Genomic DNA, 22,725 nt, shown 5'->3' on the forward strand with positions numbered 1-22,725 from the left:
CCTTTGTACTCACCCCAGCGACACTCGCTGCGGCTTTCCTCCGGGCTTTCGTTCTGCTGTCTTGCGTTTCCGACTCTATCAGACTCTTTCGTGTCCGATTTCCTCGGCGCTTTCCAGGTTTTCGCTTTCGCGTTTCCCTTTCCGGCCGTTCCGACTCTATCAGCGAATTCCCTTCTCCCTAACCACTCTCCGCATGACCGAAAGGGCAGGCGAAGGAGGATGAGAGAGGTGGTCCGAAGCTGAAGAGAGGGATGCCCGTCAGCTGCCGTTCGCGAGAAGTTCACGCGGGGCGTCCTGGCGGGAGTCACGACAGTACAGGCCGGGGGGTGCCCAAGCAAATCGATTCAGGCGTATGGTCTAGTCCACCGGTCTAGTCCACTAGTCTCCGTGCGGAAGCATCAGTCCGGATCGGGACCTGCACCGGACGAACCCGTACAACTGGTGACTTATCCTTCAGAAGAGTACGCCGTTCGCGACAGTCAGTGACGGCGACACCGAAAGCCCCACCCCTGGGAGGCCCCTCATGACCAGCGTGACGTCCCCTCTTGCCGGTCGCGCCATCGGACTCGCGGCAGTGCCGGATCCGGTGTTCTCCGGCGCGATGGTGGGACCGGGCACCGCCATCGACCCCGTGCGCGAGCCCTCGGAGGCGGTGGCCCCCGTCGACGGCGTGGTCGTTTCCCTGCACCCGCACGCATATGTGGTGGTAGACGGCGAGGGCCACGGTGTACTCACGCACCTCGGCATCGACACGGTCCAGCTCAACGGCGAGGGCTTCGAGCTGCTCGTCAGCAAAGGCGACACCGTGACCCGCGGCCAGGCGGTCATCCGTTGGAACCCCGCTGCCGTCGAGGCGCTCGGCAAGTCCCCGATCTGTCCCGTCGTGGCGTTGGAGGCGACGGCCGAGTCCCTGTCCGATCTCGTCGAGTCCGGCGACGTCAAGGCTGACGACGCGCTCTTCAGCTGGCAGTGACCCTTCCGCCCGCAAGGGGCGCGACGGACATCCACCGCGGCGGCCAGGGCCGCCGCCCAATCGGAGACGGGTGAAATGGAGACAACGCTGCGAGGCGTCGGCGTGAGCCACGGGGTGGCGATCGGCGAGGTGCGGCACATGGGCACGGCGGTTCTCGAGCCGCCGGCCAGGCAGATCACCGCTGACGAGGCGGCGCGCGAACAGGGGCGCGCCCGCCAGGCCGTGAGTGCCGTCGCGGCCGACCTGATCGCGCGTGGCCAGCTGGCCGGTGGCGAGGCCCAGCACGTGCTGGAGGCCCAGGCGATGATCGCCGAGGACCCCGAGCTGATGGCGGACGTCAACCGGCGGATCGCCGTCGGCAGCACCGCCGAGCGCGGTGTGTACGACGCCTTCGCCGCCTACCGCGACCTGCTCGCGGGAGCCGGGGAGTACATGGCCGGCCGGGTGGCCGACCTGGACGACGTGCGCAACCGGATCGTGGCGCGGCTGCTCGGCGTGCCGATGCCCGGTGTGCCCGACAGCGACGAGCCCTACGTGCTGATCGCGCGTGACCTGGCCCCGGCGGACACGGCCCTGCTCGACCCGACCCTCGTCCTCGGCTTCGTGACCGAGGAGGGCGGGCCGACCAGCCACAGCGCGATCCTGGCCCGGGCACTGGGCGTGCCGGCGATCGTGGCGCTGCCGGGGGCCGGCGAGATCGCCGAAGGCACCGTGATCGCGGTGGACGGCAGCACGGGCGACCTGTTCGTCGCGCCGTCCGCGGAGAAGCGGGCCGAGCTGGAGGCCTCGGCAGCCGAGCGCAGGGCGGCGCTGGCCGCCTCCTCCGGTCCCGGCGCCACCTCCGACGGTCACCGGGTGCCGCTGCTGGCCAACGTCGGCGGGCCTGCGGACGTGCCGGCTGCCGTAGAGGCCGGAGCCGAGGGGGTGGGCCTGTTCCGGACGGAGTTCCTGTTCCTGGACGACAGCAAGAAGGCTCCGTCCGAGGAGAAGCAGATCGAGTCCTACCGCAAGGTGCTCGAAGCCTTCCCCGAGGGGCGGGTCGTCGTCCGCGTGCTCGATGCGGGCGCCGACAAGCCGCTGGACTTCCTGACGCCGGCCGACGAACCGAATCCGGCTCTGGGTGTGCGCGGGCTGCGCTCGCTGCTGGACCACCCGGAGGTGCTGCGCACGCAGCTCACCGCGCTGGCGAAGGCGGCCGAGGGCCTGCCGGTGCACCTTGAGGTCATGGCCCCCATGGTGGCCGACCGCGCGGATGCGAAGGCTTTCGCCGACGCCTGCCGTGAGGCCGGTCTCCAGGCGAAGTTCGGCGCGATGGTGGAGATCCCCTCTGCCGCGCTGCGCGCGCGCTCGATCCTCCAGGAGGTCGAGTTCCTGTCGCTCGGGACGAACGACCTGGCGCAGTACGCCTTCGCCGCCGACCGGCAGGTCGGCGCCGTCTCCCGGCTCCAGGACCCCTGGCAGCCGGCGCTGCTCGACCTGATCGCCATGTCGGCTGAGGCCGCCAAGGCAGAGGGCAAGAGCTGCGGTGTCTGTGGCGAGGCCGCCTCCGACCCGTTGCTGGCCTGTGTACTGACCGGTCTGGGTGTCACCTCCCTGTCGATGGGTGCCGCCTCGATCCCCTACGTCAGGGCGACGCTGGCCAAGCACACGCTGGCCCAGTGTGAGCGCGCAGCGGCCGCGGCCCGTGCGGCGGACAGTGCCGAGGAGGCCCGCGCGGCCGCCCAGGCGGTGCTCTCCGGCGAGTAGGCCGGAGCCGCGTCGTGTGGACCGAGGGGCCCCGCCGGTGGCGGGGCCCCTCGGCGTTTCAGTGGTGCGGGCCGGGGGCGTCGACCTCGTACCCGGGGCAGTACTCGACGCCTGGTTCCGGGGAAATCAGGTCTCCGGTGCCGGCGTCGGTGCAGTAGGCGTCGAAGACCGCGGCCGCCGAGAGTGCCGTGAGGCGGCCGCGGTCGAGGCGCCAGCCGTGGACCCGGTCCCCACGGCCCTCGGTGGTACTGCGCATCACCAGTCCCCCGGGTCCGCCGAGGGCGAGCCCCGCGGCCAGGACGGTCACGAAGGCGAGGCTCTCGCGGTCGTCGATGTACGGCAGGGTGTCGGGCTCGCCGCCGCAGTCGGCGTGCAGCACGGCGACGAGCTGCTCCTCCTCGGTCGGGATGCTGCACACGAAGTGGTGGTGGCCCGGTCCGGCACCGGCCACGAGGCGTTCCAGCGTGTCGGCGGCGCGGTCGAAGGACGCGTGGCCGATGTCGTCCCCGCAGTCCGCGCAGCGGCCCGCCCGCGCGAGGACCTCGGTGGCGTACTCCCAGGTGGCGCGGCGGACGGCTGCGTCGACGAGGAGGGGCACGAGCTCGTCGAGGGGCTGGCCCGTGTAGGGCAGGACGGTCCCGCTGCCGGTCAATTCCGCGGTGAAGCGGGTGCGGGTCTCGGAGGTGTCCGGGTCCAGGCCGTTCTCCCCGCAGTACTCGGCGTACTCGCCGGGGTCGAACAGCACCACGGTGGTGTGGATGCCCCGGGCCGAGAGGGACCGGAGCAGGCCGTCGACGTGGTGGAGGTAGTCGGTGTAGTCGGCCGGGTGGTCGAAGCCGAAGCTGCGGTAGCCGCACATGGCCGCGAAGTCCTGGGCGTCGGTCAGGAGGCCGACGGTGCTGGGGACCTCGCGGCGCAGTGCGCGGCGCCGCGCGGTGCTGCGGCTGCGGTGGCCTCCGGTACCGGCACCGGTGTCCGCAGCGGTACCGGTGCCGGTGTCGTTCCTGTGTGGCATGACTGTCTCCCCCTGAGTGCGATCCTTTGCTCACTCAGCGTAATCAGCGCCACTGACAGTGACCTCAGTCGCGGGTGCGGGTGCGGGCCAGCTCCTCGTAGAATCCGAGGAGGCCGATGTTGTCGACGGAGCCGGGGTTGACCGCCTTGGCGAGCGGTGTGCCCTGGAGGAGCCGCTTGACCGGGACCTCGATGCGCTTGCCGGTGAGGGTGTGCGGGATGCCCGGCACCTCGATGATCTCGTCGGGGACGTGGCGGGGGGAGAGTTCCTCGCGGATCGTCGCCTTGATCCTGGCGCGCAGGCCGTCGTCCAGGGCTGCGCCGGGGGTGAGGTGGACGAAGAGCGGCATCCAGTACCCGCCATTGGGCTCTTCCAGGCCGATGACCAGGGACTCCTTGATCTCGGGGAGCCGTTCGACGGCCTCGTAGATGTCGGCGGAGCCCATCCGGACGCCCTGGCGGTTGAGCGTGGAGTCGGAGCGGCCGTGGATGACCACCGAACCGTGGTCGGTGATCGTGATCCAGTCCCCGTGACGCCAGACGCCCGGGAACATCTCGAAGTAGCTGTCGCGGTAGCGGCTGCCGTCGGGGTCGTTCCAGAAGTGGATCGGCATGGACGGCATGGGGTTGGTGACGACGAGTTCGCCCACTTCGCCGATGACGGGCTTGCCCGACGGGTCCCAGGACTGGAGGTCCGTTCCGAGGCAGGGCGCCTGGAGCTCCCCGATGTGCACGGGGAGGGTGGGGACGGCCCCCGCGAAGCAGCTGCAGACGTCGGTGCCGCCGCTGACCGAGGCGATCCAGAGATCGTCGGCTACCTCGTCGTGGAGCCAGCGGAAGCCGTCCGGCGGGAGCGGGGAGCCCGTGGTCGCCACGCACTTCACCGCGGAGAGGTCGAAGTCGCGGGAGGGGTGGACCCCGGCCTTGCGGCAGGCCATCACATAGGCAGCGGACGTGCCGTAGAGGGTGGCCCGGGTGCGTTCGGCGATGCGCCACTGGGCGCCGGTGTCCGGGTAGCCGGGGCTGCCGTCGTAGAGGACGACCGTCGTACCGGTGAGGAGTCCGGAGACGAGGAAGTTCCACATCATCCAGCCGGTGGAGGTGTACCAGAAGAACCGGTCCTCCGGGCCGAGGTCGCAGTGCAGGCCGAGCTGCTTGAGGTGTTCGAGGAGGATGCCGCCCTGGGACTGCACGATCGCCTTGGGCAGGCCGGTCGTGCCGGAGGAGTACAGCACCCAGAGGGGGTGGTCGAAGGGGACCGGCTCGAAGACGGGCTCGGTGTCCGCGGCGGTGAGGGCGGACCAGTCCAGGGCGCCTTCCGGGGCGGGGGTGCCGAGGAGCGGGATGTGCACGACGGCGCGCAGCGTGGGGAGCTCGGCCCGGAGCTCGGCGACGGCCTCGCGGCGGTCGTGCTCCTTGCCGCCGTAGCGGTACCCGTCCACGGTGAACAGCACGACGGGTTCGACCTGCTGGAAGCGGTCGAGCACGCTGCGGGCGCCGAAGTCGGGGGCGCAGGAGGTCCACACTCCGCCGACCGCGGCGGTGGCGAGGAGGGCCACGGCCGCCTCGGGGATGTTGGGGAGGTAGCCGCTGACCCGGTCGCCGGGGCGTACGCCGAGGGCGCGCAGTTCGGCGGCGAGGGCGCCGACCTGCCGGCGGAGTTCGGCCCAGGTGACGGGCACGGGCTCGTGGGTCTCGTCCACGTACAGCAGGGCGGGCACGTCGGCGCGGGCCGGATCCTCCGCGGCGCGCAGCGCGTGCTCGGCGTAGTTGAGGGTGGCTCCGGTGAACCACTGGGCCCCGGGCATGGACCGATCGGCGAGGACGGCCTCGTACGGAGTGGTGAAGCGGACGTCGAACCACTCGGCGACGGCCTGCCAGAAGGTGTCGAGCTCGTCGACGGACCAGCGGTGCAGGGCCGGGTAGCCGCCGTCCGCCGGGGCTCCGAAGCGTGTCGCGGCCCAGGCCTGGAAGGCGGTGATCCGGGCCGCGGCGATCCGGTCGGGGCCCGGCGCCCAGAGGGGTTCCGGCTGGGTGGCTGAGGTCATGGATCGGCTCCCGGTCAAGTCTGCGGCTCGCGCTTCGTGTGCGTACGGTTCCGTCGCGCGGGGGTGCGCGCGGCGGCTCACAGGGACGATGCCATGTGATCGACGGCTGCACCAGGGCGGACCTGGCCGGTCGGGTGAGCGGTGGGAGGTGCCGCCGGTGGGTGAACGGCAGTTGAACGCCGCCCCTTCCGCCGGGGGCCGGTGGCAGGGTGAGCGGCATGGACGGTCGTGATCTGGTGCGTGCGGTGAAGGACATCGGTACGGAGCGCGGTCGGCGCGCCTGGCGCTCGGCCTGGCGGCGGCGGCGCGCGGACGCCGAGGGGCTCCCGCGCCGGGGCGCGGAGCGGGCGAGGGTGCCGGGGCTGCTGGTCGGCACGGAGCCCCGGCCGGGCGGGGGCGTGCTGCGGTTCGCGCGCTCGGAGCTGGTGGTGCGGGTGATGGCGGGCGGGGTGGTGTTCTGGGCCTGGGACCGGGCCGGGGCGACGCCCTCGTACGCGGTGGTCGGGAGCGGACCCGAACCGGACCTGCGGGCCGTGCTGGAAGCGGACACCGGGGGCGGCTGGCGGGTGGTGTCGGAGCGGGTGACGGTGGCGGTGTCCCGGCACGGGGCGCTGGAGGTGCGCACGCCGGGCGGGACGGTGCTGCGGCGGGAGTCGCCGCCGCGGTGGTGGGAGCCGGTTCCTCCGGGCGGGGAGGCCGCGGAGGGGGCGGGCTCGGGAGGGGGCGGGGGGCGGTGGGCGGTGCGCAGCGAGGTGGCGGCGGACGCGCGGTTCTTCGGGCTGGGTGGACGGGCGGCGGGTCCGCGGCTCCGGGACGGGACGTACCGGCTGTGGAACACCGACCCCAAGGGGGGCTTCGGGCCGGGCGTCGATCCGCTGTACCTCACGATGCCGGTGCAGATGGTCGTGGCCGACGCGGGCACCCACCTGGTCTTCCACGACAACTGCTGGGACGGCCGGGTGGTGCTGCGCGAGGGCGAGGAGGGCATCGGGTCGGGGCAGGACCGCCCCGGGTCGAGCGAGCTGCGCATGGAGGGCGGGCCGCTGCGGTGCTGGGTGCTGGTGGGGACACCGGCGCGGGTCCTCCAGGGCTGGTCGGGCCTGACGGGCGGGGCCGCGGTGCCGCCGGCATGGGCGCTGGGGTACCAGCACGCGCGGTGGGGCTTCGGGAGCGCTGCGGAGGTGCGGCGGGTAGTCGCCGGCTACGCCTCGCGCGGGCTCGCGCTCTCGGCCCTACACCTGGACATCGACCACTACGACGGGCACCGAGTGTTCACAGTGGACGCGGACCGCTTCCCGGATCTGCCGGGACTGGCGCGGGAGCTGCGGGAGCAGGGGGTGCGGCTGGTCTCGATCGTGGACCCGGCCGTCAAGGCGGGTGACGCGCTGCACGCGGCCGGGCTGACGGTGGGGTCGGGAGGCGCCTTCGTACGGGACGGGCGCGGCCGGGAAGTGCGCGGTGAGGTCTGGCCGGGCGAGTGCGCCTATCCGGACTTCACGGATCCGGAGGTGCGGGAGTGGTGGGGCGGACTGTACGAGGAACGCCTCGCCCAGGGCTTCTCCGGCTTCTGGCACGACATGAACGAGCCGGTGTCCTTCGCTGCGTTCGGGGACGCCACGCTGCCGCGATCGGCGCGCCACGCGATGGACGGGGCGGGCGGCGACCACCGCGAGGGCCACAACGTGTACGCGCTGGGCATGGCGCGGGCCGGCTGGGAGGGCCTCGTGCGGCTGCGGCCCGCGGAGCGGCCGTTCCTGTTCTCCCGGTCGGGCTGGGCGGGCATGCAGCGGTACGGGGGCACCTGGTCGGGCGACGTGGAGACCAGTTGGGACGGATTGCGCGCCTCACTGGCGCTGGTGCTGGGCATGGGCCTGTGCGGGGTGCCGTATTCGGGGCCGGACGTGGGCGGGTTCGGCGGTTCGCCGTCGCCGGAGCTGTACGTGCGGTGGCTGCAACTGGGCGCGTACCTGCCGTTGTTCCGCACACATTCGGCGATCTGGGCGGGGCGGCGGGAGCCGTGGGAGTTCGGTGCGGAGGTGGAGGAGCAGGCGCGGGCGGTGATGGCGGAACGGGAGCGGTTGCGGCCGTACTTCGTGAGTCTGGCGCACATGGCGCGGCGGACGGGCGCACCGTATGTGCGGCCGGTGTGGTGGGGGGCGCCGGAGGACCGGCGGCTGCGGGACTGCGAGGACTCGTTCCTGCTGGGTGACGCGCTGCTGGTTGCGCCGGTGCTGGAGTGCGGGGCGGACCGGCGGGCGGTACGGCTGCCGCGGGGCCGGTGGTACGACACGGCGACCGGGGTCGCCTACGAGGGGCCGGGGCAGATCCTGCTGGACGCCCCGCAGGGCAGGATCCCGGTGCTGGCACGGGCGGGTGCGCTGCTGCCGGTGCGGTCGGGGTCGCCATCGCACGACGGGGTGGAACTGGAGGTCTGGGCGCCGGCGCGGGGCCGTACGGGCGGCGGGGTGGTGGTCCGGGACCCGGGGCCGGGCTTCGGGCTCGGCGAGGTCGAGCGGTACACCGTGCGGTGGGCCGGGGACACGGTGGTGGTGGAGGACCAGGCCGGGACGGAGGTGGAAGACGTCGTGGTGCGGGGACTGTAGCCGGGCGGCCGGGCGGCCGGGCGGCTCGGAGGGCCGTGGCCGGACGGTGCGGGCGGCTGCGGCTCGGGGAACGGACTCCGCACCGGCGGCCGACGGAGCCGACGGAGCCGACGGAGCCGACGGCTCAGGCGTAGCGGCCCGCGAACCAGGAGGCCGCCGCCCGGGTGTGCAGGGGGAAGGCCAGCGCCGCCGGGGCGCGCAGGACGTGCCAGCCCGTGGTCTCGTCCGTCGGCTTCGAGGGGGGCAGCGTGTCGGCGGGGCGGGGCGGGAGGAGCCCGAAGAGGAGGAGGTGGCCGGCCGGGGAGCTCAGGGCGTCGGCCAGGGTGACGTCCGAGGCGGGGGCGGTGATCCCGGTCTCCTCGCGCAGCTCGCGGACGACGGCGTCACGCCAGTCCTCTCCGAAGTCGATGAAGCCGCCGGGCAGGGCGATGCCGCCGAGGGCAGGTTCGATCGTCCTGGTGATGACCACGAGGCCGGTGCCGTCCGCGTCCTCGACGGGGAGCAGGGTGACGGCCACGGGGAGGGGGTTGCGGTAGGACCTGGTACCGCACGACGGGCAGGTGCGGGGCCAGCCGGTCGTGCCGTACGGCGTTCCGCAGGTGGAGCAGTGCGAGTCCCTCAGGTGTTCCGACATGCCGTGATGGTATGCCGAGGGGTATGCGGACGGCGGCTGTTGTGGGACTGGTCGGAGTGCTGGCGGGCGGGCCTTCGGCGCCGCCCGGGTTCGCCGCGCTGCGGGAGGTGGATCCGAGCATCGAGCAGGACATGCGGTACGCGGGTGGGCGGAACTTCACCGGCGCGGTGGTCGACGGGTACGAGGAGCCCGAGTGCCTGCTGGCCCGGCCGGCCGCGGAAGCCCTGCGGCGGGCGCAGCGGACGCTGTTGCGGCGGGGCTACTCGCTGCGCGTGTACGACTGTTACCGGCCGCAACGGGCGGTCGACCGGTTCGTGCGGTGGGCGCGCGGGGAGGACGGCCCGGAGGATCCGGCGCGCAGGGCGGAGTTCCACCCGCGGGTGGAACGCGACCGGCTGATCCCCGAGGGGTACATCGCGCAGAGGTCCGGACACAGCCGTGGCAGCACGGTCGACGTGACCCTGGTGGAACTGCCGCACCGGGAGGTCGACATGGGGACCGCCTTCGACTTCTTCGATCCGCTGTCGCACACGGACGATCCACGGGTGACGGGCGCCGTCCGCGCGAACCGACAGCTGCTGAAGCGGGTGCTGGGCGAGCAGGGGTTCGTGAACCTCCCCGAGGAGTGGTGGCATTTCACGTACAAGCCGGAGACGTATCCCGACACGTACTTCGACTTCCCCGTCGCGGTGGGCGGGGTCCGCCCCGCCGGCACGCCGGCACGCCCACCGGACGATTCCGGCCGGCCGTGACGCGGGCCCGGTGCGATCGCCGGGAAGCGCCTCACCGAGAACCGGTGACCCGGGCCGTCGGCCGTGGCAGACTCCTCATTCCTGACGATGCGTCAGCGAATGGGTTTGGGAGGGGTCTTGGCACGCACACGGAAACCCGTCGTGAGCGGGTGGTTCACCGAGAACGCACCGGACGGGGGCGGCTTCCGGCTGCTCGGCACCCGGTGCTCGGCCTGTACGGCGGTGTTCTTCCCCCGCGAGGACGTCCACTGCCGCAACCCGCGGTGCCCCGGCGGTGGGAAACTCGCCGAGGTGCCGCTCTCGCCCCGGGGCCGCGTCTGGTCCTACACCGACGGGCGCTACCGGCCGCCCGCGCCGTACGTGTCCGATCCGGCCGAGCCCTGGGAGCCGTACACCCTGATCGCGGTGGAGCTGGAGGCCGAGGGGATGGTCGTGCTGGGACAGGCCGCGCCCGGGACCGGGATCGCCGACCTGGCGGTGGGCGCGGAGGTCGAGGTGGTGGGCGGCGTACTGGGCGAGGACGCCGACACCACGTGGGTGACCTGGCAGTTCAAGCCGGTGGGAGGGGTCGCGTGAGCGCCGATGTCGCTGTCCTGGGGGCCGGCATGCACCCGTGGGGCAAGTGGGGTCGCGGCTTCGTCGAGTACGGGAGGGTCGCCGCGCGGGCGGCGCTCGCGGATGCCGGGCTGGACTGGACGGACGTGGGGTCGATCGTCGGCGCCGATACCGTTCGCTCCGGCTATCCCGGCTACGTGGCCGGAGCCACCTTCGCCCAGGCCCTCGGCTGGCAGGGCGCCCGGGTGACCAGCGTGTACGCGGCCTGCGCCTCCGGTGCCCAGGCGATCGGGGCGGCCCGCGCGCAGATCCTGGCGGGCCTGGCCGACGTGGTACTGGTGATCGGCGCCGACGCGGCACCCAAGGGGTTCTTCGCACCGGCCGGTGGGGACCGGCCCGACGACCCGGACTGGCTGCGCTTCCGTATGCTGGGCGCGACCAACCCGGCATACTTCGCACTGTACGCCCGCCGCCGGATGGCGATCCACGGGGACACCCTGGAGGACTTCGCGCAGGTCAAGGTGAAGAACGCGGCGGCCGGGCGGCTCAATCCGTACGCCCGCTACCGCAAGGCCGTCAGTACCGAGGAGGTTGCCGCCTCGGCGGTGGTCGCCGATCCGCTGCGGTTGCTGGACATTTGCGCCACCTCCGATGGGGGCGCGGCACTGGTGCTCACCAGCATGGACTTCGCACGCTCGCGCGGGATGGCCGATCCGGTGCGGATCCGGGCCGTGTCGACGGTGACGCCCACCTATCCGCGGACGGTACTGGACCTTCCGGACATCGCCACCGACTCGACGACGGCCGCGGAGCCGGTGGCCGGATCCTTCCGGTCCACGATCGCGCGCGCCGCCTACGAGGAGGCGGGGCTCGGGCCGCAAGACCTCTCGCTCGCCGAGGTGTACGACCTTTCCACCGCACTGGAGTTGGAGTGGTACGAGGACATCGGGCTGTGCGCCGAGGGCGAGGGGGCGAAGCTGGTGCGGGACGGGGCGACGGCGCTGGGCGGGCGGATCCCCGTCAACACCAGTGGCGGACTGTCCTCCTTCGGGGAGGCCGTGCCGGCCCAGGCCATCGCACAGGTCTGCGAGCTGACCTGGCAGTTGCGCGGTACGGCCGGGCAGCGGCAGGTCCCGGGGGCGCGGGCGGGGCTCACCGCCAACCAGGGGCTGTTCGGGCACGGGTCGGCCGTCGTCGCCGTGCGCTGAGCGGTCGGCGCCGGCAGTGGGTGTCGGCAGTCGGCGCCGGCAGCCGGTGTCGGCAGTCGGTGTCGTCCGAACGCTTGACGGGCCCCGACGGCAGGTTCACACTCGCTCCACGGTCTCGCGTCGCGACCGGGACCGCGAACCCCCCGTGAGAGCTGCGGCCCGTACCCCAGTCGGCGGGGGTACGGGCCGCGCCCATGCCGACGCACCCCGGACGCACCGGGCGGGCCGCCGGGACGGAGGCTGCGGTCAGGCCCCCGCGGACAGGCTCCGGCGCCGCTCACGGGCCAGGGACATCGCGTGTTCCACGACCCCCACCAGCACGTCCTTGACGGACTCGCGGTCCCGTGCGTCGCACAGCAGCACCGGTACCCCGGGGTCGAGGTCGAGTGCCGTGCGGACGGTCACCACGGGGTGGCGGTCGGCTCCGTCGAAGCAGTTGACCGCGACCACGAACGGGATCGCGCGCCGCTCGAAGTAGTCGATGGCCGCGAAGCAGTCGGCGAGCCGGCGGGTGTCCGCGAGGACGACGGCCCCGAGGGAACCCTGGGCCAACTCGTCCCACAGGAACCAGAAGCGGTCCTGTCCGGGTGTGCCGAACAGGTACAGGACCAGGTCCTCGCGGAGCGTGATGCGCCCGAAGTCCATGGCCACGGTCGTGGTGCTCTTGCCCTCCACTCCCCCGGTGTCGTCGACACCGGTGCCGGGCTCCGAGAGCCGTTCCTCGGTCCTGAGCGGTCTGATCTCGCTGACCGAGCTGACCAGGGTGGTCTTGCCCACCCCGAAGCCTCCGGCGACCAGGATCTTCAAGGTCAGCGGCTCGACCGGCGACACCGCGTGCATGGCACCGGTGCGGCTAAAGCGCCCGAAGGCCATCGATCACCTCACGCAGAATGGATTCATCGGGCAGTTCTGCCGGGGGTACCGGCCTGGTCACGTGGACCAGTTCCTGATCGACGAGGTCGCCGATCAGGACGCGGACGACCCCGACCGCGAGGTCGAGGTCGGCCGCGAGTTCGGCGACCGACTGGGGTCGTTCCCGGCACAGCCCGAGGATGTGGGCGTGTTCCGGGGAGAGGGTCATGTCCCAGACCGGATCGTCGGCCGCCGGTTCGGCGACGACCAGGGCGATCAGGTCGAGGCGGTGCTGGCCAGCGTGGCTGGTCCGCCCGCGGGTCATGGCGTAGGGGCGTACGACGGGACCCGCGTCGTCGTCGAACCAGTGCCCGTGGTCCGGGGCGGACGGGTCGAAGGGCATGCCGGCGGGTGCGTCGGCGAGATGGTCCTGGCCTGGGTCACTCATGCCGTCCGACTCACCCTCCGGCTGGCAGCCCGGTACGTGGGGCGGTCGCCAGGTGGTCGCCCACCCGCTTGACCATCAGCGTCATCTCGTACGCGACCTGCCCGACGTCGGAGTCGGCGTCGGCCAGCACGGCCAGGCAGCTGCCGTCACCCGCGGCCATGACGAAGAGGAAGGCCTCGTCGAGCTCGACCACGGTCTGGCGGACCTGGCCGGAGTCGAAGTGCCGGCCGACGCCCTTGGCCAGGCTGTGGAACCCGGACGCGACCGCCGCCAGGTGCTCGCTGTCCTCACGGGTCAGGTCCTTGGAACTGCCCGTGGGCAGGCCGTCGCCGGAGAGGACCACGGCCTTGCGGATGGATCCGACCCGGTCGACGAGCTCGTCGAGGAGCCAGTTGAGCGGGCCGGAGCCGCGGCCCCTGCTGTCGTTGCCGGTCTGCGGTGCGGTCATCGACCGTCCCCTTCGTTCTCGTTCGCGGGACCGTCGGCGGGGGATGTGCCCGCCCCGGTCTCGGACTGCTGCTGTGCGTGCCGGTTGCGGCCCGCCGTCCAGCCACGCTGGAGTGCGGACATGCGCGTGCGTACGTCCTCCGCGTCGCGGTCTGCCACCTGGTCGGGGGCGGCTTCTGCGGGCGCGGACGACGCGGCGTTCCTGAGCTGTGGTGCCAGGCTGGCCTGGCGGATCCGGCGGGGCAGTCCGCCGGTGTCCGGTCCGGCGCCGGGTTCCGTGTCCCCCGACGCTGCCGTGGAGGCCTGCTGCGGGACCACCGAGACCGGGCGGGGCTCCACCCGGCGGCCGTGCTCGGCGACCAGGGTCGGAGCGGGACGGCGGCGCGGCAGCGGTACGGCACCCTGCACGCGGGCTCCGTCGGGGCGGGACACCTCCAGACGCTGGGTGTCCAGCCGGACCGGTCCGGTGGGGGCGAGCGGCTCGCGCTTGCGGTCGCCGCTCCGGGCGCCGTTGCGCTCGGTGTGCCGGTCGGCGTGCGGGCGGTCCGCCGGGCGCAGGCCGAGCAGGGCGCTGCGCGGGGTGCCGTTCGGCGGGGTCTCGTCGTCGAGGGTGGTCATGGCCGGGCGGCTGCTGCCGGGGCGGCCGTTGACGGCTGCCGGGTCGTCGTCCAGCGCGGCCGGGTCGTCGAGGGCGTCCAGGCCGGGGCCGACGAGGGGGGCTTCCAGCTCGACCGGGCCGCGCAGTTCGCCGCTGGACAGCGGGCGACCGGCGGGCCCGCGCTCCATGCCGGAGGAGGTCAGCGGCCGGTCGGAGTGCGTCCTGCCGATCTGGCCGGCCTTCGCGGCCCTGCTGCCGGCCTTGCCGGGCCGCGGGCCGTCGAGGCGCACACCGCTGCCACTGGTCTCGGGGGCGTCGGTCAGCAGGGCCGACGGGAGGAAGACCACCGCGGTGGTGCCCCCGTACGGGCTGGGCTGGAGGACCACCTTGACGCTGTGGCGCTGCGCGAGGCGGCTGACCACGAACAGGCCGAGCCGGTCGGTGTCGGAGAGTTCGAACTCGGGGGTCTCGGCGAGCCGGAGGTTCGCGTCGAGCAGTGCCTCCGGGGTCATACCGAGGCCCCGGTCGTGGATCTCCAGGGTGAAGCCGTTGGCCACGCGCTCGCCGTGCACCTGGACGGCGGTGTGCGGCGGGGAGAACACCGTGGCGTTCTCCAGGAGTTCGGCGACGAGGTGGGTGACGTCGGCGACGGCCGGGCCGACGATGCCGAGACGGGTGAGGCGACGCACCTCTATTCGCTCGTAGTCCTCGACCTCGGCGACGGCCGCCCGTACGACGTCCATGAGCTGGACGGGCTTGCGCCACTGCCGGGAGGGGGCGGCTCCGGAGAGGATCACCAGGCCCTCGGCGTGGCGGCGCATGCGGGTGGTCATGTGGTCGAGGCGGAACAGGTCGGCGAGCTCCTCGGTGTCCTCGGTGCGGCGCTCCATCGTGTCGAGGAGGGTCAGCTGGCGGTGCAGCAGCACCTGGTTGCGCCGGGCGAGGTTGACGAACACCTCGGAGACGCCGCGCCGCAGGTCGGCCTGCTTGACGGCGGCCTCGACGGCGGCCCGCTGGAGGGTGTTGAGGGCCTGGCCCACCTGGCCGACCTCGTCCTTCTCGTATTCGAGGTGGGGTGCCTCGGTCTCGACGTCCACGTGTTCGCCGGCCGCGAGGCGGCGCATGACGCTGGGCAGGCGGACGCCGGAGGCCTCGTGGGCCTCCTTGCGCAGCCGGGACAGGTCGCGGACCAGGTCGCGACCGATGCGCACGGAGAGGACGAGGGACACGGTCAGGGCGAGGAAGCCGAGGAGGCCGGCAGCAGCCGCCTGGATCATGACGTCGGTGGCCACGGGCTCGATGCGCTGCTGGTAGCGGTTGCCCGCTTCGGTGTTCATGGCCGCGAGGTCGTCGAGGACCTTGGAGGAGGCCTCGTCCCACTGGGCGGCGGAGAGGTTGCGCGGCTTGTTCACGGCGCCGCCGGTGATGAAGCGCTCCTCGGCTTCGCGCAGCGGCTGGGTCTGGGGGTCCTTCCAGTACTGCTCGAAGATCTCCCGGTCGCCGGCCGGGAGGGTCACGAGGTTGAACTCGTAGAGCAGCCTGCGGTTGGCGGCGAAGTCGGAGACGCGGCGGACGTCGCCCACGGTGATGTTGCGCGCGGCGAGGGCGGAGGCGACGACTGCGTCCTCTCGGGAGAGCAGCTCGCGGGCGCGGCTGATGCCGACGAGGGCGCGGCCCTCCTTGTCGACCTCGACGTTGTCCAGGCCGTGCAGGTTCATGAGGAAGTCGTAGCAGGGGTCGACCAGCCGGTTGTAGAGGTCCAGGGCCTGGCCGGGATCGAGGGCGTTCTGGTCGACGGAGCGGCGGATGGAGCCGATGCCGTGGAAGGCGGTGACGATCGAGCGCAGGCGCTGGGCGCTCTGCGGACTGAGCTCGTCGACGACCTTGGGGTCGCGGGCGCTGACGCCGATCTTCTCGACGGCCGCGTCGGTCTCGGTGCGGCGCTTGGCGAGTTCGGCGGTGGCGGTGGCGGCCCGGGGGTCCCCGAGGACGACAAGGGTTTGACGCCGCTCCTTCTGGATGATGCGGGCGATGTCCTCGATCGGGTAGCCGACCTTGTCGATGACGTAGGCCACGTCGAAGAGCTGGATCGCCTGACGGCCCGTGATGACGGTGGCGAAGCCCCAGAGGGCGGTGAGGGAGACGAGCGGCACAAGGAGCAACGCCACGATCTTCCGGCGGATGGATTTCCCGCGAAAGCGCATGGCCTCCCCAGCCTCCCCCAGGTCAACCCCGTTGCCGGGGGTCGGTGTTCCGTCATTTAAACGGCGTGAGCCTACTACTGCTGGGGAGGAGGTTCGAAGGCGTGTCCGGACGTTTTCGGCCTGACCCCCATGCGTAGATCACCAGTTGTCCGATACTTCCGGTCAAGTGCAGCCCGATATGTGGCAGATGGCACTTGGTGGGGTGTCAGTTCCCGCACCCTGATGGATGGCTGGAATTGTTTGTTCCGCGACCTTTGCCACCTGAGGAGGCATCCGGCGTTCGGGAGGCATTCGGGAATCTCCCGGTGCCGTCGTACGTCTGTCTGTAGGTGGGGCGCGTCGGGGTAGACGTGTGGGGTAGGCGGGGCGGACCGCGGTGGGGAGTGTGCGGACCATGAGCAGCAACGAGGGCGGCGGCACCGGAACGGCGCGGCGCGGCCTGTGGGTGGAGGAACCGGCACGCCGGTGGCGGATGCCGGACCCGGTACGGGACTCGGCGGTGCGGGCGGTGCTGGTCGTGGCGGTGACCCTGACCCAGGCGACGATCACGTTCTTCCTGAGCCTGTCCGGCTCCTGGCTGGCCTTCCCGATGGTCCTCGGGGCGGTCGCCGCGACCGTCCTGGCCACCTGGGCCGTGCTCGACGTGTGGATCACCCGGCAGACGTGGAACCAGCGGTACGGGGTGGTGTCCCAGCCGAGCAGCACGGCGCGGCTGCGCCGACGCGAGGCCCGCCGGGCGGCCAGGGCCGCTCGGGCGGCGCGCAAGCTGGCCGGCCCGGCCCGAACGGCCCGTGAGGACGGGCCTCTGGCGGGCTTCGGCCGGAACTGAGCGGACGGGGAGGCCCGACCCCGGCCCCCGGGCTCCGGCGCCGCCCCGGAACGGCCCCACGGGCGCGCACGGCCCCCGGTCGACGCGGCGGGCACCGCATCGACCGGGGCCGTATCGACCGGGGGCCGTATCGACCGGGTACCGCGTCAGGCGGTCTGCGCGGCGCCGCGGCGGAACATGCGGGTGGCCGTGATCTCGCCGTGGATGGTCTCCCCCTCCGGGGACTGCTGCGGCAGGCCCGGGCGCAGGTGCTCCTCGACACTGATGTACTTCAGGCCCGCCCGCAGGTCCGCGTCATTGCGCAGGCGGATCACCAGCGGGAACTCGGCCAGGGCGGTCGTGTCGAACAGTCCGGTGGTGTAGAGCAGCTGCACGCCGAGCGCGTCGGACACGGCCCGCTGGAGCTCCAGCAGGTAGGTGGCGTTGGCACGCCCGATCGGGTTGTCGAGGAACAGCGTGCCCGCGTGCCGGTGCTTGTCGCGGCCCCGGTCGTTGCTGCGCAGGGCCGCCATCGTGCAGTACAGGGCGATCGCGGCGGTCAGCAGCTGCCCGCCGGAGAACACGTCGCCCATCTGCCCCACCGGCACCCGCTCGGCGCGCAGCACCGCGTCCGGCTTGAGGATCTCCACACAGATGCCCTTGGGTTCGAGGGCCGCCTGCACACCCCTCAGCAGCAGGGACATGCCGTCGCGGCGGCCCTCGCCGAAGGAGGCACTGCTGTTCTTCTTCACGGCCGTGCGGGTCGCCTCGTCGATGACCTCGCCGAGCCGCTCCGTGAGGGTGGCCTGGTCGGGCTCCTCGAAGCGGATCCGCAGGAACTCCTGTCCGGACCATTCCCCGAGGCCTTCGGGGAGCTGGGAGAGCCGCTGCGCGGACCGGAGGGTGGCCAGGGCGGATTCGACCAGGCCGCGCAGCCGGTCGACGATGCTGTCACGGTTGCGCTCCAGCTGCGCCAGCTCGTCGGTGAGGACGCGCAGCCGGGGGGCGAAGGCCGCCGCCCAGGCCGCCGCGTGCTCGGGCAGGGCGGAGGCGGGCAGTTCGCGGATCTGCTGGCGCGCAGGGGTGCGTACCTGCTCGTAGCGGGTGGCGTTGGCGTGCCGGACCAGGATGTCGCTCGCCTCGCGCACCGCGGACTCGGCCGCCGACAGGTCGGCCGCGCAGCCCCGTAGGGAGCGGCGGGCCTCGGTGGCCGACTGGCGGGCCTCCTCCAGTGTGCCGGGGTGGGCCACCGGTTCCTGCTCGTCGTCCTGGTGGGTGTGGTCGCGCAGCAGGTCCCGCAGCAGGGCCGCGGTCTCGTCGAAGCCACCGGCGCCGTCCTCGGCGGTGCGGTGGGCGCGCAGCAGGTCGGCGTGGGCGGCGCGGGCTCCCTCGACGGCCGCGGAGTGGGCGGCGAGCTGGGCGGTGGCCGTGCGCAGCAGGGCCTGCGCCTGGTCGACGTCCCCGGGGACCAGTTCCTCGGGCAGGTCGGTGTGCGCCTCGCCTTCGGCGGGAGCGTGCCGTTCGGCCTCGCCGCGCAGCCGGCCGAGCTGCTCGCTGGCGGCCGACGCCCGGGTCTCCAACATCTGTACGAGCGACTCGGCGCGGGCGGCCGCGGCCTGGCGGGACGGGCCGTCGGCGCCGTCGGTGCCCTCCAGGAGCTGGGCGGCACGGGTGCGGACCTTGTTGGTGAGGCGGTCGAGTTCGGCGAGGGCGGCGCTCTCGTCGCTCTCGGCGCGGGCCTGTTCGGCGCGCAGGTCGGCGCCGACGCCGACCTTCTCGTAGAGCCGGGACGCGGCGCGGTAGGCCTCGCGCAGGTCGGGCAGCGGGGCGCGCGGGCCGTCGTCGGCCTCCGGCAGCCGGTCGGGGGCGCCGGCGATCTCGGCGCGCTCGGCGCGTAGGGCCCGGGCCGTGCGGCGGGCGTCGTCGGCGGCGCGCTGCGCCGCGCGGCGGTCCTCGTCGGCGGCGCGGGCCCGGTCCAGGCAGGCCTCGGCACGGGCCTCGGACTCGGCGGCCTCGTCGGCGAGTTCGCGCACGCGGGCCTGCCAGCCCGCGCGCTCGCGCAGGCGGAAGGCGAGGCCCGCGAGGGCGTCGGCGGCGCGGCGGGCGCGCTGGGCGGTGTCCTGGCGCTCCTCCCGGACGCGGGCCGCGTCGGCGGCGGCCTCGTCGGCCTCGGCGCGCACCGTACGGGCCTCCGCGAGCTCGCTGTCGGTCTCCTCGGCGAACATGCGGGCGGCGGCGGCCTGTTCGGCGAGCTCGGTGAGGCGGCCGGCCGGGCAGCCGGCGCGCCAGGAGGCGAGCCGGGCGGACAGCTCGCGGTCACCGGCGAGGCGGGCGGCGAGGTCGCGGATCTCGGTGTCGCGGGCACCGGCTCGGGTGCGCAGGGCTTGGCGCTCCTCGTCGGCGGCGTTCTCGTCGTGCATGGCCGGGTTCGGCGTGACGATGAAGATGCCGGAGACGGCGTCGTCCGGGCCGGCCTGGGGCACGGGGGCGAGCAGGGCCGCGGCCGTGCCGACGGCCACGGTGGAACGGGGCAGCAGGGCGGCGCCGGAGAGGACCTCGCGGGCCCGGCCATGGGTGTCGGGGTCGGTGATGACGACACCGTCGACGAGCTCCGGACGGGCCGCGAGGACGGCCGCGTGGTCGGCGGGGTCCACGGCCTGGGCGAGGTAGCGCCAGCCGGGAAGTGCGGGGATGCCGTGCTCGCCGAGGTACTCGACGGTGGCGAGGACGTCCGGGCCGGGCGGCAGCAGCCCCCCGTCGCCGAGCGCCCCGAGGATGCGGGCGTCGTCGGCGGCCGCGGTGCGCAGCTCGAACAGCTGGCGCTCGGCGGAGGCGACACTGTCGGCCAGGAGTTCGCGCAGGGCGTCGGCGCCCCGGTCGAGGTCCTCGGCGGTGAGCAGGTCCGCGGCGGTGACCGGCGCCGCGCGGCCGGTGCGCCGGGCTTCGCCGGGGCCCGCGGCGGACCGGCCCGAGGGGTCGTCGCCGGTGCGGGGAGAGGGGAACGGAACGTCCGGGGCGCCCACGTCCGAGGGCAGTCCGAGGAGCTCCGCGAGGCGGGGCGATGCGGCGAGGGAGGCGGCGGCGCGGTGCTCTGCGTCGTGGGCGGCCTCGGCTGCCTCGGCGGCGTCCGCGGCCCGGGCGGCGGTCAGCTCGGCCCGAGATTCCGCGGCCGCGGCCTCACGGGCGGCTTCGGCAGCGGCCCGGGCCGCCTCGCGCGACTCGTCCCAGGCGGCCACGGCGGCCTTCTCGGCGTCGGCGGCGGCCAGGGCGGCGCGGGCCGGGTCGGCGTCGGGGGCGGAGTCGTCGAGCCAGCCGGCCCGGACGGCTTCGGCGGTCTCCTGCTGCACCTCGCTGAGCCTGGCCCGGAGGTGCTCGGCCTCGCTCCGGGCCCGCTGGGCGGCCGTGGCGGCGGCGGTGGCGTCGCGGTGGGAGGCCTCACCGGTGGCCTGGAGGGCGGCGGAACGCTCCTCCTCTTCGTTGGCGAGCCGCTCGCCCTCCTCCGCGGCGCTGTGCAGGGCCCGTACGAGCTCACCCGCGGCCGTGGCACGTGCGGCCAGTGCCGGGGCCGCGTCCCGCTCCGCCTCCCGGATCGCGGCGGCGACACGGGCGGAGCGGTCGGCGGCGGCGCGGTGGCGCAGCACGGTCTCGGCGGCCTGCCAGGCGGAGTACAGGGTGCGGGCTTCGAGGAGTTCGCGGCGCTGCGCGGCGGCGGCCTTGTCGGCGACGGTCAGGGCCAGGGAGGCGTGCCGGTAGGCGAGTTCGGCGGAGACGGCCGCGCTGCGGGCGCGGGCCGACTCGGCTGCGGTGACGTCGTGGGCTGCGGCGGTGACGCGCTGGGCGAGGTCGGCGGCCCGGCCGCGCTCCTCGGCGGCGCGGGCGGACAGCCGGCGGGCGAGGGTGCGCGTGCGGCGCTCGGCGCCGGCGTGGACATCGCGCAGTCGGGAGCGGGTGGCGCCGGCTTCGACGATCTTGGTGAGCAGGTCCACCGAGCCGGCGGTGAAGTCGCGTTCGGCCATGAGCTCGGCACGCCGGCCGAGCTTGTTGCCGAAGCCGTGGACGAGATCGGCGAGGCCGTCCGTGTCGCGCGTGTCGGTGACGGCGCGCAGCAGCAGGTCGGTGAAGTCGGAGTCCTTCTTGACCGCGAAGAGGCCGGCCGCCTCACCTTCGTCGGCGTTCATCTCGCGCTGGTAGCGGAAGAGTTCGGGGTCGAGGCCGAGTTCGGTGAGGTGCTCGTTCCAACGGTCGTGGATCTCCTCGAAGCAGACCTCCAGGTGCGGGTAGGCCTTGCCCGCCTCGGTGAGGGCGTCTCGGAAGCCCTTCATGGTGCGGCGGCGCCCCTGCGCGCCGGAGGCCCCCTCGACGGGCGGGCGCACGGCGGTGGACTCGGCGACGGGCAGGCTGTCCAGGCTCAGGCCGGGGCCGGGGCGGAAGGAGTACCAGGCCTCGGCGAACTTGCGGGGGTCGCCCGAGACCTGGCGGCCGCGCCATTCACTGACCTTGCCGACGACCACGCATTCACCGGTCTGGGTGTGCTGCCACTCCAGGGCCACGTGGCCGCAGTCGTCGGCGAGCAGGAACTTGCGCAGCACGCCGGAACTGGCGCCGCCCAGGGTGTTGCGGTGGCCCGGGAGCATCACCGAGAAGATCAGCTTGAGGAGGACGGACTTGCCGCCGCCGTTCTCCAGGAAGAGCACTCCGGCGGGCGCGGGGCGGCGCGGCGGCCCGGTGGGCTCCTCCTCGAAGAACTCCGCCTGGGTCGGCGCCGGGTGGGGCACCGGCTCGCCGACTCCGCGCAGGTCGAGCACGGTGTCGGCGTAGCGTGCGCCGGCGGGCCCGATGGAGTAGAGGCGGATCCGGGACAGCTCGTACATGGCGGCGGACTCTCGTGGTGTCTGGGTGAGGGAGGGTCTGGGGAAGTCGGGACTCAGGCGTGGAAGGGCAGCCCGGCGTCGGCGGCCAGCTCCAGGTCGTCGCCCTCGGGCGCCGGCAGGAGGGTGGCGGAGCCGTCGCTGACGGGGACCACGCCGAGTTCCAGGAGCTCGGCCATGGCCGAGCTGCCCGCCATGTCGCGGACCTGGAGCTGGTAGCGGGGGGTGGTGCGGTAGGTGCCGCCGGCCTCGTCCCCGGTGCGCTGGAGGAAGCCGGAGTCGGTGAGGAAGGCGGCGGCCTTGCCGACGATGCCCGTGGTGGACCCGGCGAGGCGGCGGGCGTCCTTGGTGGCACCGGTCGCGCTGCGGCGGGCGTAGACGCGCCAGGCGGCCTCCAGCCCCGGGGCGTCGGAGGCCGGGTCGGTGTTCTCACCGAGCTCCTCGGCACGCTCCTCCAGACGGCGGCAGGTCTGCCGGACGAAGGCGTCGACGCCGTTGACGGTGACGCGGCCGATGTATCCGTCGTCGGCGAGGTCCTCGGGGCGCGGGAAGGCGAGGGCGGCGACGGCGAGGTGGGCGAGGCCGTGCAGGAACCGGTCGGCGGAGTCTGCCGCGGTGCGGCGGGCGTAGTCGCCCATGCGGACGGCGAAGACGGAGTCCTCGTCGGCGGCCACGGCCATTCCGGCGCGCGGGGACACCTCCAGCACGACGAGGCCGAGGCCGGTCGCGACGGCGTCGGCGAGGCGGCCGAAGGCGGGTTCCTCACGGTAGCGGCGGAGCAGTTCGGCGTACTCGGCGTCACGGGCGGGGGCCAGCTTGGGCTGGAGCCCGAAGGCGACGAGCCGGGCCGCGTCGGCGGCGTCCGCCGGGGTCACCGACCCTCCGGCGGCGGGCGCGACGGGAGCCGACGAGGTGTCGGGCTCGCTCCACGCGGGGTGCTCGGCGTGGTGGTCGCTCACGGGTGCGT

16 protein-coding genes are annotated in these 22,725 nt (G+C 73.7%); 7 read left to right on the forward strand and 9 right to left on the reverse strand.

What is annotated here, in order from left to right; translation table 11 throughout:
• Positions 1-523 precede the first annotated feature (523 nt).
• Together ACFW2G_RS28690 and ptsP are read left to right on the forward strand one after the other, a co-directional pair.
• Entirely contained in the window at positions 524-973 is a 450-nt protein-coding gene (locus tag ACFW2G_RS28690; RefSeq protein WP_037926384.1) for a PTS glucose transporter subunit IIA, read from the forward strand.
• Between the two features lie 75 nt (positions 974-1,048).
• Positions 1,049-2,719 (forward strand): phosphoenolpyruvate--protein phosphotransferase, encoded by a 1,671-nt coding sequence (gene ptsP / locus ACFW2G_RS28695; RefSeq protein WP_384449444.1) that lies wholly within the window; start codon positions 1,049-1,051, stop codon positions 2,717-2,719.
• A 58-nt stretch (positions 2,720-2,777) separates the two neighbouring features.
• Here ptsP and ACFW2G_RS28700 read toward each other — a convergent pair whose 3' ends face one another.
• The gene (locus ACFW2G_RS28700) at positions 2,778-3,734 is read right to left on the reverse strand and encodes a hypothetical protein (RefSeq protein ID WP_384582599.1); all 957 of its coding nucleotides are present in this window, start codon (positions 3,732-3,734) and stop codon (positions 2,778-2,780) included.
• Positions 3,735-3,798: 64 nt separating this feature from the next.
• A complete protein-coding gene (locus ACFW2G_RS28705) occupies positions 3,799-5,781 on the reverse strand; it encodes an acetoacetate--CoA ligase (RefSeq protein WP_384582602.1) in 1,983 nt (660 codons plus the stop codon).
• Between the two features lie 218 nt (positions 5,782-5,999).
• On the opposite strand from ACFW2G_RS28705, the gene ACFW2G_RS28710 reads away from it, so the two are divergent.
• Positions 6,000-8,384: a glycoside hydrolase family 31 protein gene (locus ACFW2G_RS28710; RefSeq protein ID WP_384582605.1), complete on the forward strand. Its 2,385-nt coding sequence runs from the start codon at positions 6,000-6,002 to the stop codon at positions 8,382-8,384.
• Between the two features lie 124 nt (positions 8,385-8,508).
• On the opposite strand, the gene ACFW2G_RS28715 is transcribed toward ACFW2G_RS28710, so the two are convergent.
• Positions 8,509-9,018, reverse strand: coding sequence for an NUDIX domain-containing protein (locus ACFW2G_RS28715; RefSeq protein ID WP_384449433.1), 510 nt, complete (start codon positions 9,016-9,018; stop codon positions 8,509-8,511).
• 23 nt (positions 9,019-9,041) lie between these two features.
• Here ACFW2G_RS28715 and ACFW2G_RS28720 point away from each other — a divergent pair, with 23 nt between their 5' ends.
• The 3 genes from ACFW2G_RS28720 to ACFW2G_RS28730 all read left to right on the forward strand — a co-directional run bounded on the left by ACFW2G_RS28720 (position 9,042) and on the right by ACFW2G_RS28730 (position 11,533).
• Positions 9,042-9,770 (forward strand): M15 family metallopeptidase, encoded by a 729-nt coding sequence (locus tag ACFW2G_RS28720; protein ID WP_384582608.1) that lies wholly within the window; start codon positions 9,042-9,044, stop codon positions 9,768-9,770.
• A 99-nt stretch (positions 9,771-9,869) separates the two neighbouring features.
• On the forward strand, positions 9,870-10,346 hold the full coding sequence (locus ACFW2G_RS28725; protein ID WP_384582611.1) for a Zn-ribbon domain-containing OB-fold protein: 477 nt from the start codon (positions 9,870-9,872) through the stop codon (positions 10,344-10,346).
• A complete protein-coding gene (locus ACFW2G_RS28730; RefSeq protein ID WP_384582614.1) occupies positions 10,343-11,533 on the forward strand; it encodes a lipid-transfer protein in 1,191 nt (396 codons plus the stop codon). The genes ACFW2G_RS28725 and ACFW2G_RS28730 overlap by 4 nt, the downstream gene beginning before the upstream one ends.
• A 246-nt stretch (positions 11,534-11,779) precedes the next feature.
• Here the strand turns inward: ACFW2G_RS28730 and ACFW2G_RS28735 are convergent, their stop codons facing one another.
• Genes ACFW2G_RS28735 through ACFW2G_RS28750 form a run of 4 tightly spaced genes read right to left on the reverse strand, consistent with a single transcriptional unit; the run spans position 11,780 to position 16,082 of the window.
• Complete coding sequence (locus tag ACFW2G_RS28735) at positions 11,780-12,406, reverse strand: ATP/GTP-binding protein (protein ID WP_037926361.1); 627 nt, start codon at positions 12,404-12,406, stop codon at positions 11,780-11,782.
• Entirely contained in the window at positions 12,387-12,788 is a 402-nt protein-coding gene (locus ACFW2G_RS28740; RefSeq protein WP_037926590.1) for a DUF742 domain-containing protein, read from the reverse strand. The genes ACFW2G_RS28735 and ACFW2G_RS28740 overlap by 20 nt, the downstream gene beginning before the upstream one ends.
• Before the next feature lie 55 nt (positions 12,789-12,843).
• Positions 12,844-13,281 carry a roadblock/LC7 domain-containing protein gene (locus ACFW2G_RS28745; protein ID WP_037926359.1) on the reverse strand — a complete coding sequence of 146 codons (438 nt, stop codon included), beginning with the start codon at positions 13,279-13,281 and terminating at the stop codon, positions 12,844-12,846.
• A complete protein-coding gene (locus tag ACFW2G_RS28750) occupies positions 13,278-16,082 on the reverse strand; it encodes a nitrate- and nitrite sensing domain-containing protein (protein ID WP_384582617.1) in 2,805 nt (934 codons plus the stop codon). The genes ACFW2G_RS28745 and ACFW2G_RS28750 overlap by 4 nt, the downstream gene beginning before the upstream one ends.
• A 394-nt stretch (positions 16,083-16,476) precedes the next feature.
• On the opposite strand from ACFW2G_RS28750, the gene ACFW2G_RS28755 reads away from it, so the two are divergent.
• Positions 16,477-16,911, forward strand: coding sequence for a hypothetical protein (locus tag ACFW2G_RS28755; RefSeq protein ID WP_052031174.1), 435 nt, complete (start codon positions 16,477-16,479; stop codon positions 16,909-16,911).
• Positions 16,912-17,057: 146 nt separating this feature from the next.
• On the opposite strand, the gene ACFW2G_RS28760 is transcribed toward ACFW2G_RS28755, so the two are convergent.
• Positions 17,058-21,761, reverse strand: a complete 4,704-nt coding sequence (locus tag ACFW2G_RS28760) for a hypothetical protein (RefSeq protein ID WP_384582620.1) — start codon at positions 21,759-21,761, stop codon at positions 17,058-17,060.
• 53 nt (positions 21,762-21,814) lie between these two features.
• Positions 21,815-22,717, reverse strand: a complete 903-nt coding sequence (locus ACFW2G_RS28765) for a hypothetical protein (RefSeq protein WP_384449413.1) — start codon at positions 22,715-22,717, stop codon at positions 21,815-21,817.
• Positions 22,718-22,725 lie beyond the last annotated feature (8 nt).

The sequence above is a fragment of the Streptomyces sp. NPDC058880 genome (assembly GCF_042742535.1).
GTDB lineage: Bacteria > Actinomycetota > Actinomycetes > Streptomycetales > Streptomycetaceae > Streptomyces.

What these genes read in the sequence shown, in the direction of transcription:
- ACFW2G_RS28690 (WP_037926384.1), top strand. Translation starts at nt 524, where the DNA reads ATGACCAGCGTGACGTCCCCTCTTGCCGGTCGCGCCATCGGACTCGCG.
- ptsP (WP_384449444.1), top strand. Translation starts at nt 1,049, where the DNA reads ATGGAGACAACGCTGCGAGGCGTCGGCGTGAGCCACGGGGTGGCGATC.
- ACFW2G_RS28700 (WP_384582599.1), bottom strand. Translation starts at nt 3,734, where the DNA reads ATGCCACACAGGAACGACACCGGCACCGGTACCGCTGCGGACACCGGT.
- ACFW2G_RS28705 (WP_384582602.1), bottom strand. Translation starts at nt 5,781, where the DNA reads ATGACCTCAGCCACCCAGCCGGAACCCCTCTGGGCGCCGGGCCCCGAC.
- ACFW2G_RS28710 (WP_384582605.1), top strand. Translation starts at nt 6,000, where the DNA reads ATGGACGGTCGTGATCTGGTGCGTGCGGTGAAGGACATCGGTACGGAG.
- ACFW2G_RS28715 (WP_384449433.1), bottom strand. Translation starts at nt 9,018, where the DNA reads ATGTCGGAACACCTGAGGGACTCGCACTGCTCCACCTGCGGAACGCCG.
- ACFW2G_RS28720 (WP_384582608.1), top strand. Translation starts at nt 9,042, where the DNA reads ATGCGGACGGCGGCTGTTGTGGGACTGGTCGGAGTGCTGGCGGGCGGG.
- ACFW2G_RS28725 (WP_384582611.1), top strand. Translation starts at nt 9,870, where the DNA reads ATGGGTTTGGGAGGGGTCTTGGCACGCACACGGAAACCCGTCGTGAGC.
- ACFW2G_RS28735 (WP_037926361.1), bottom strand. Translation starts at nt 12,406, where the DNA reads ATGGCCTTCGGGCGCTTTAGCCGCACCGGTGCCATGCACGCGGTGTCG.
- ACFW2G_RS28740 (WP_037926590.1), bottom strand. Translation starts at nt 12,788, where the DNA reads ATGCCCTTCGACCCGTCCGCCCCGGACCACGGGCACTGGTTCGACGAC.
- ACFW2G_RS28745 (WP_037926359.1), bottom strand. Translation starts at nt 13,281, where the DNA reads ATGACCGCACCGCAGACCGGCAACGACAGCAGGGGCCGCGGCTCCGGC.
- ACFW2G_RS28750 (WP_384582617.1), bottom strand. Translation starts at nt 16,082, where the DNA reads ATGCGCTTTCGCGGGAAATCCATCCGCCGGAAGATCGTGGCGTTGCTC.
- ACFW2G_RS28755 (WP_052031174.1), top strand. Translation starts at nt 16,477, where the DNA reads ATGAGCAGCAACGAGGGCGGCGGCACCGGAACGGCGCGGCGCGGCCTG.
- ACFW2G_RS28760 (WP_384582620.1), bottom strand. Translation starts at nt 21,761, where the DNA reads ATGTACGAGCTGTCCCGGATCCGCCTCTACTCCATCGGGCCCGCCGGC.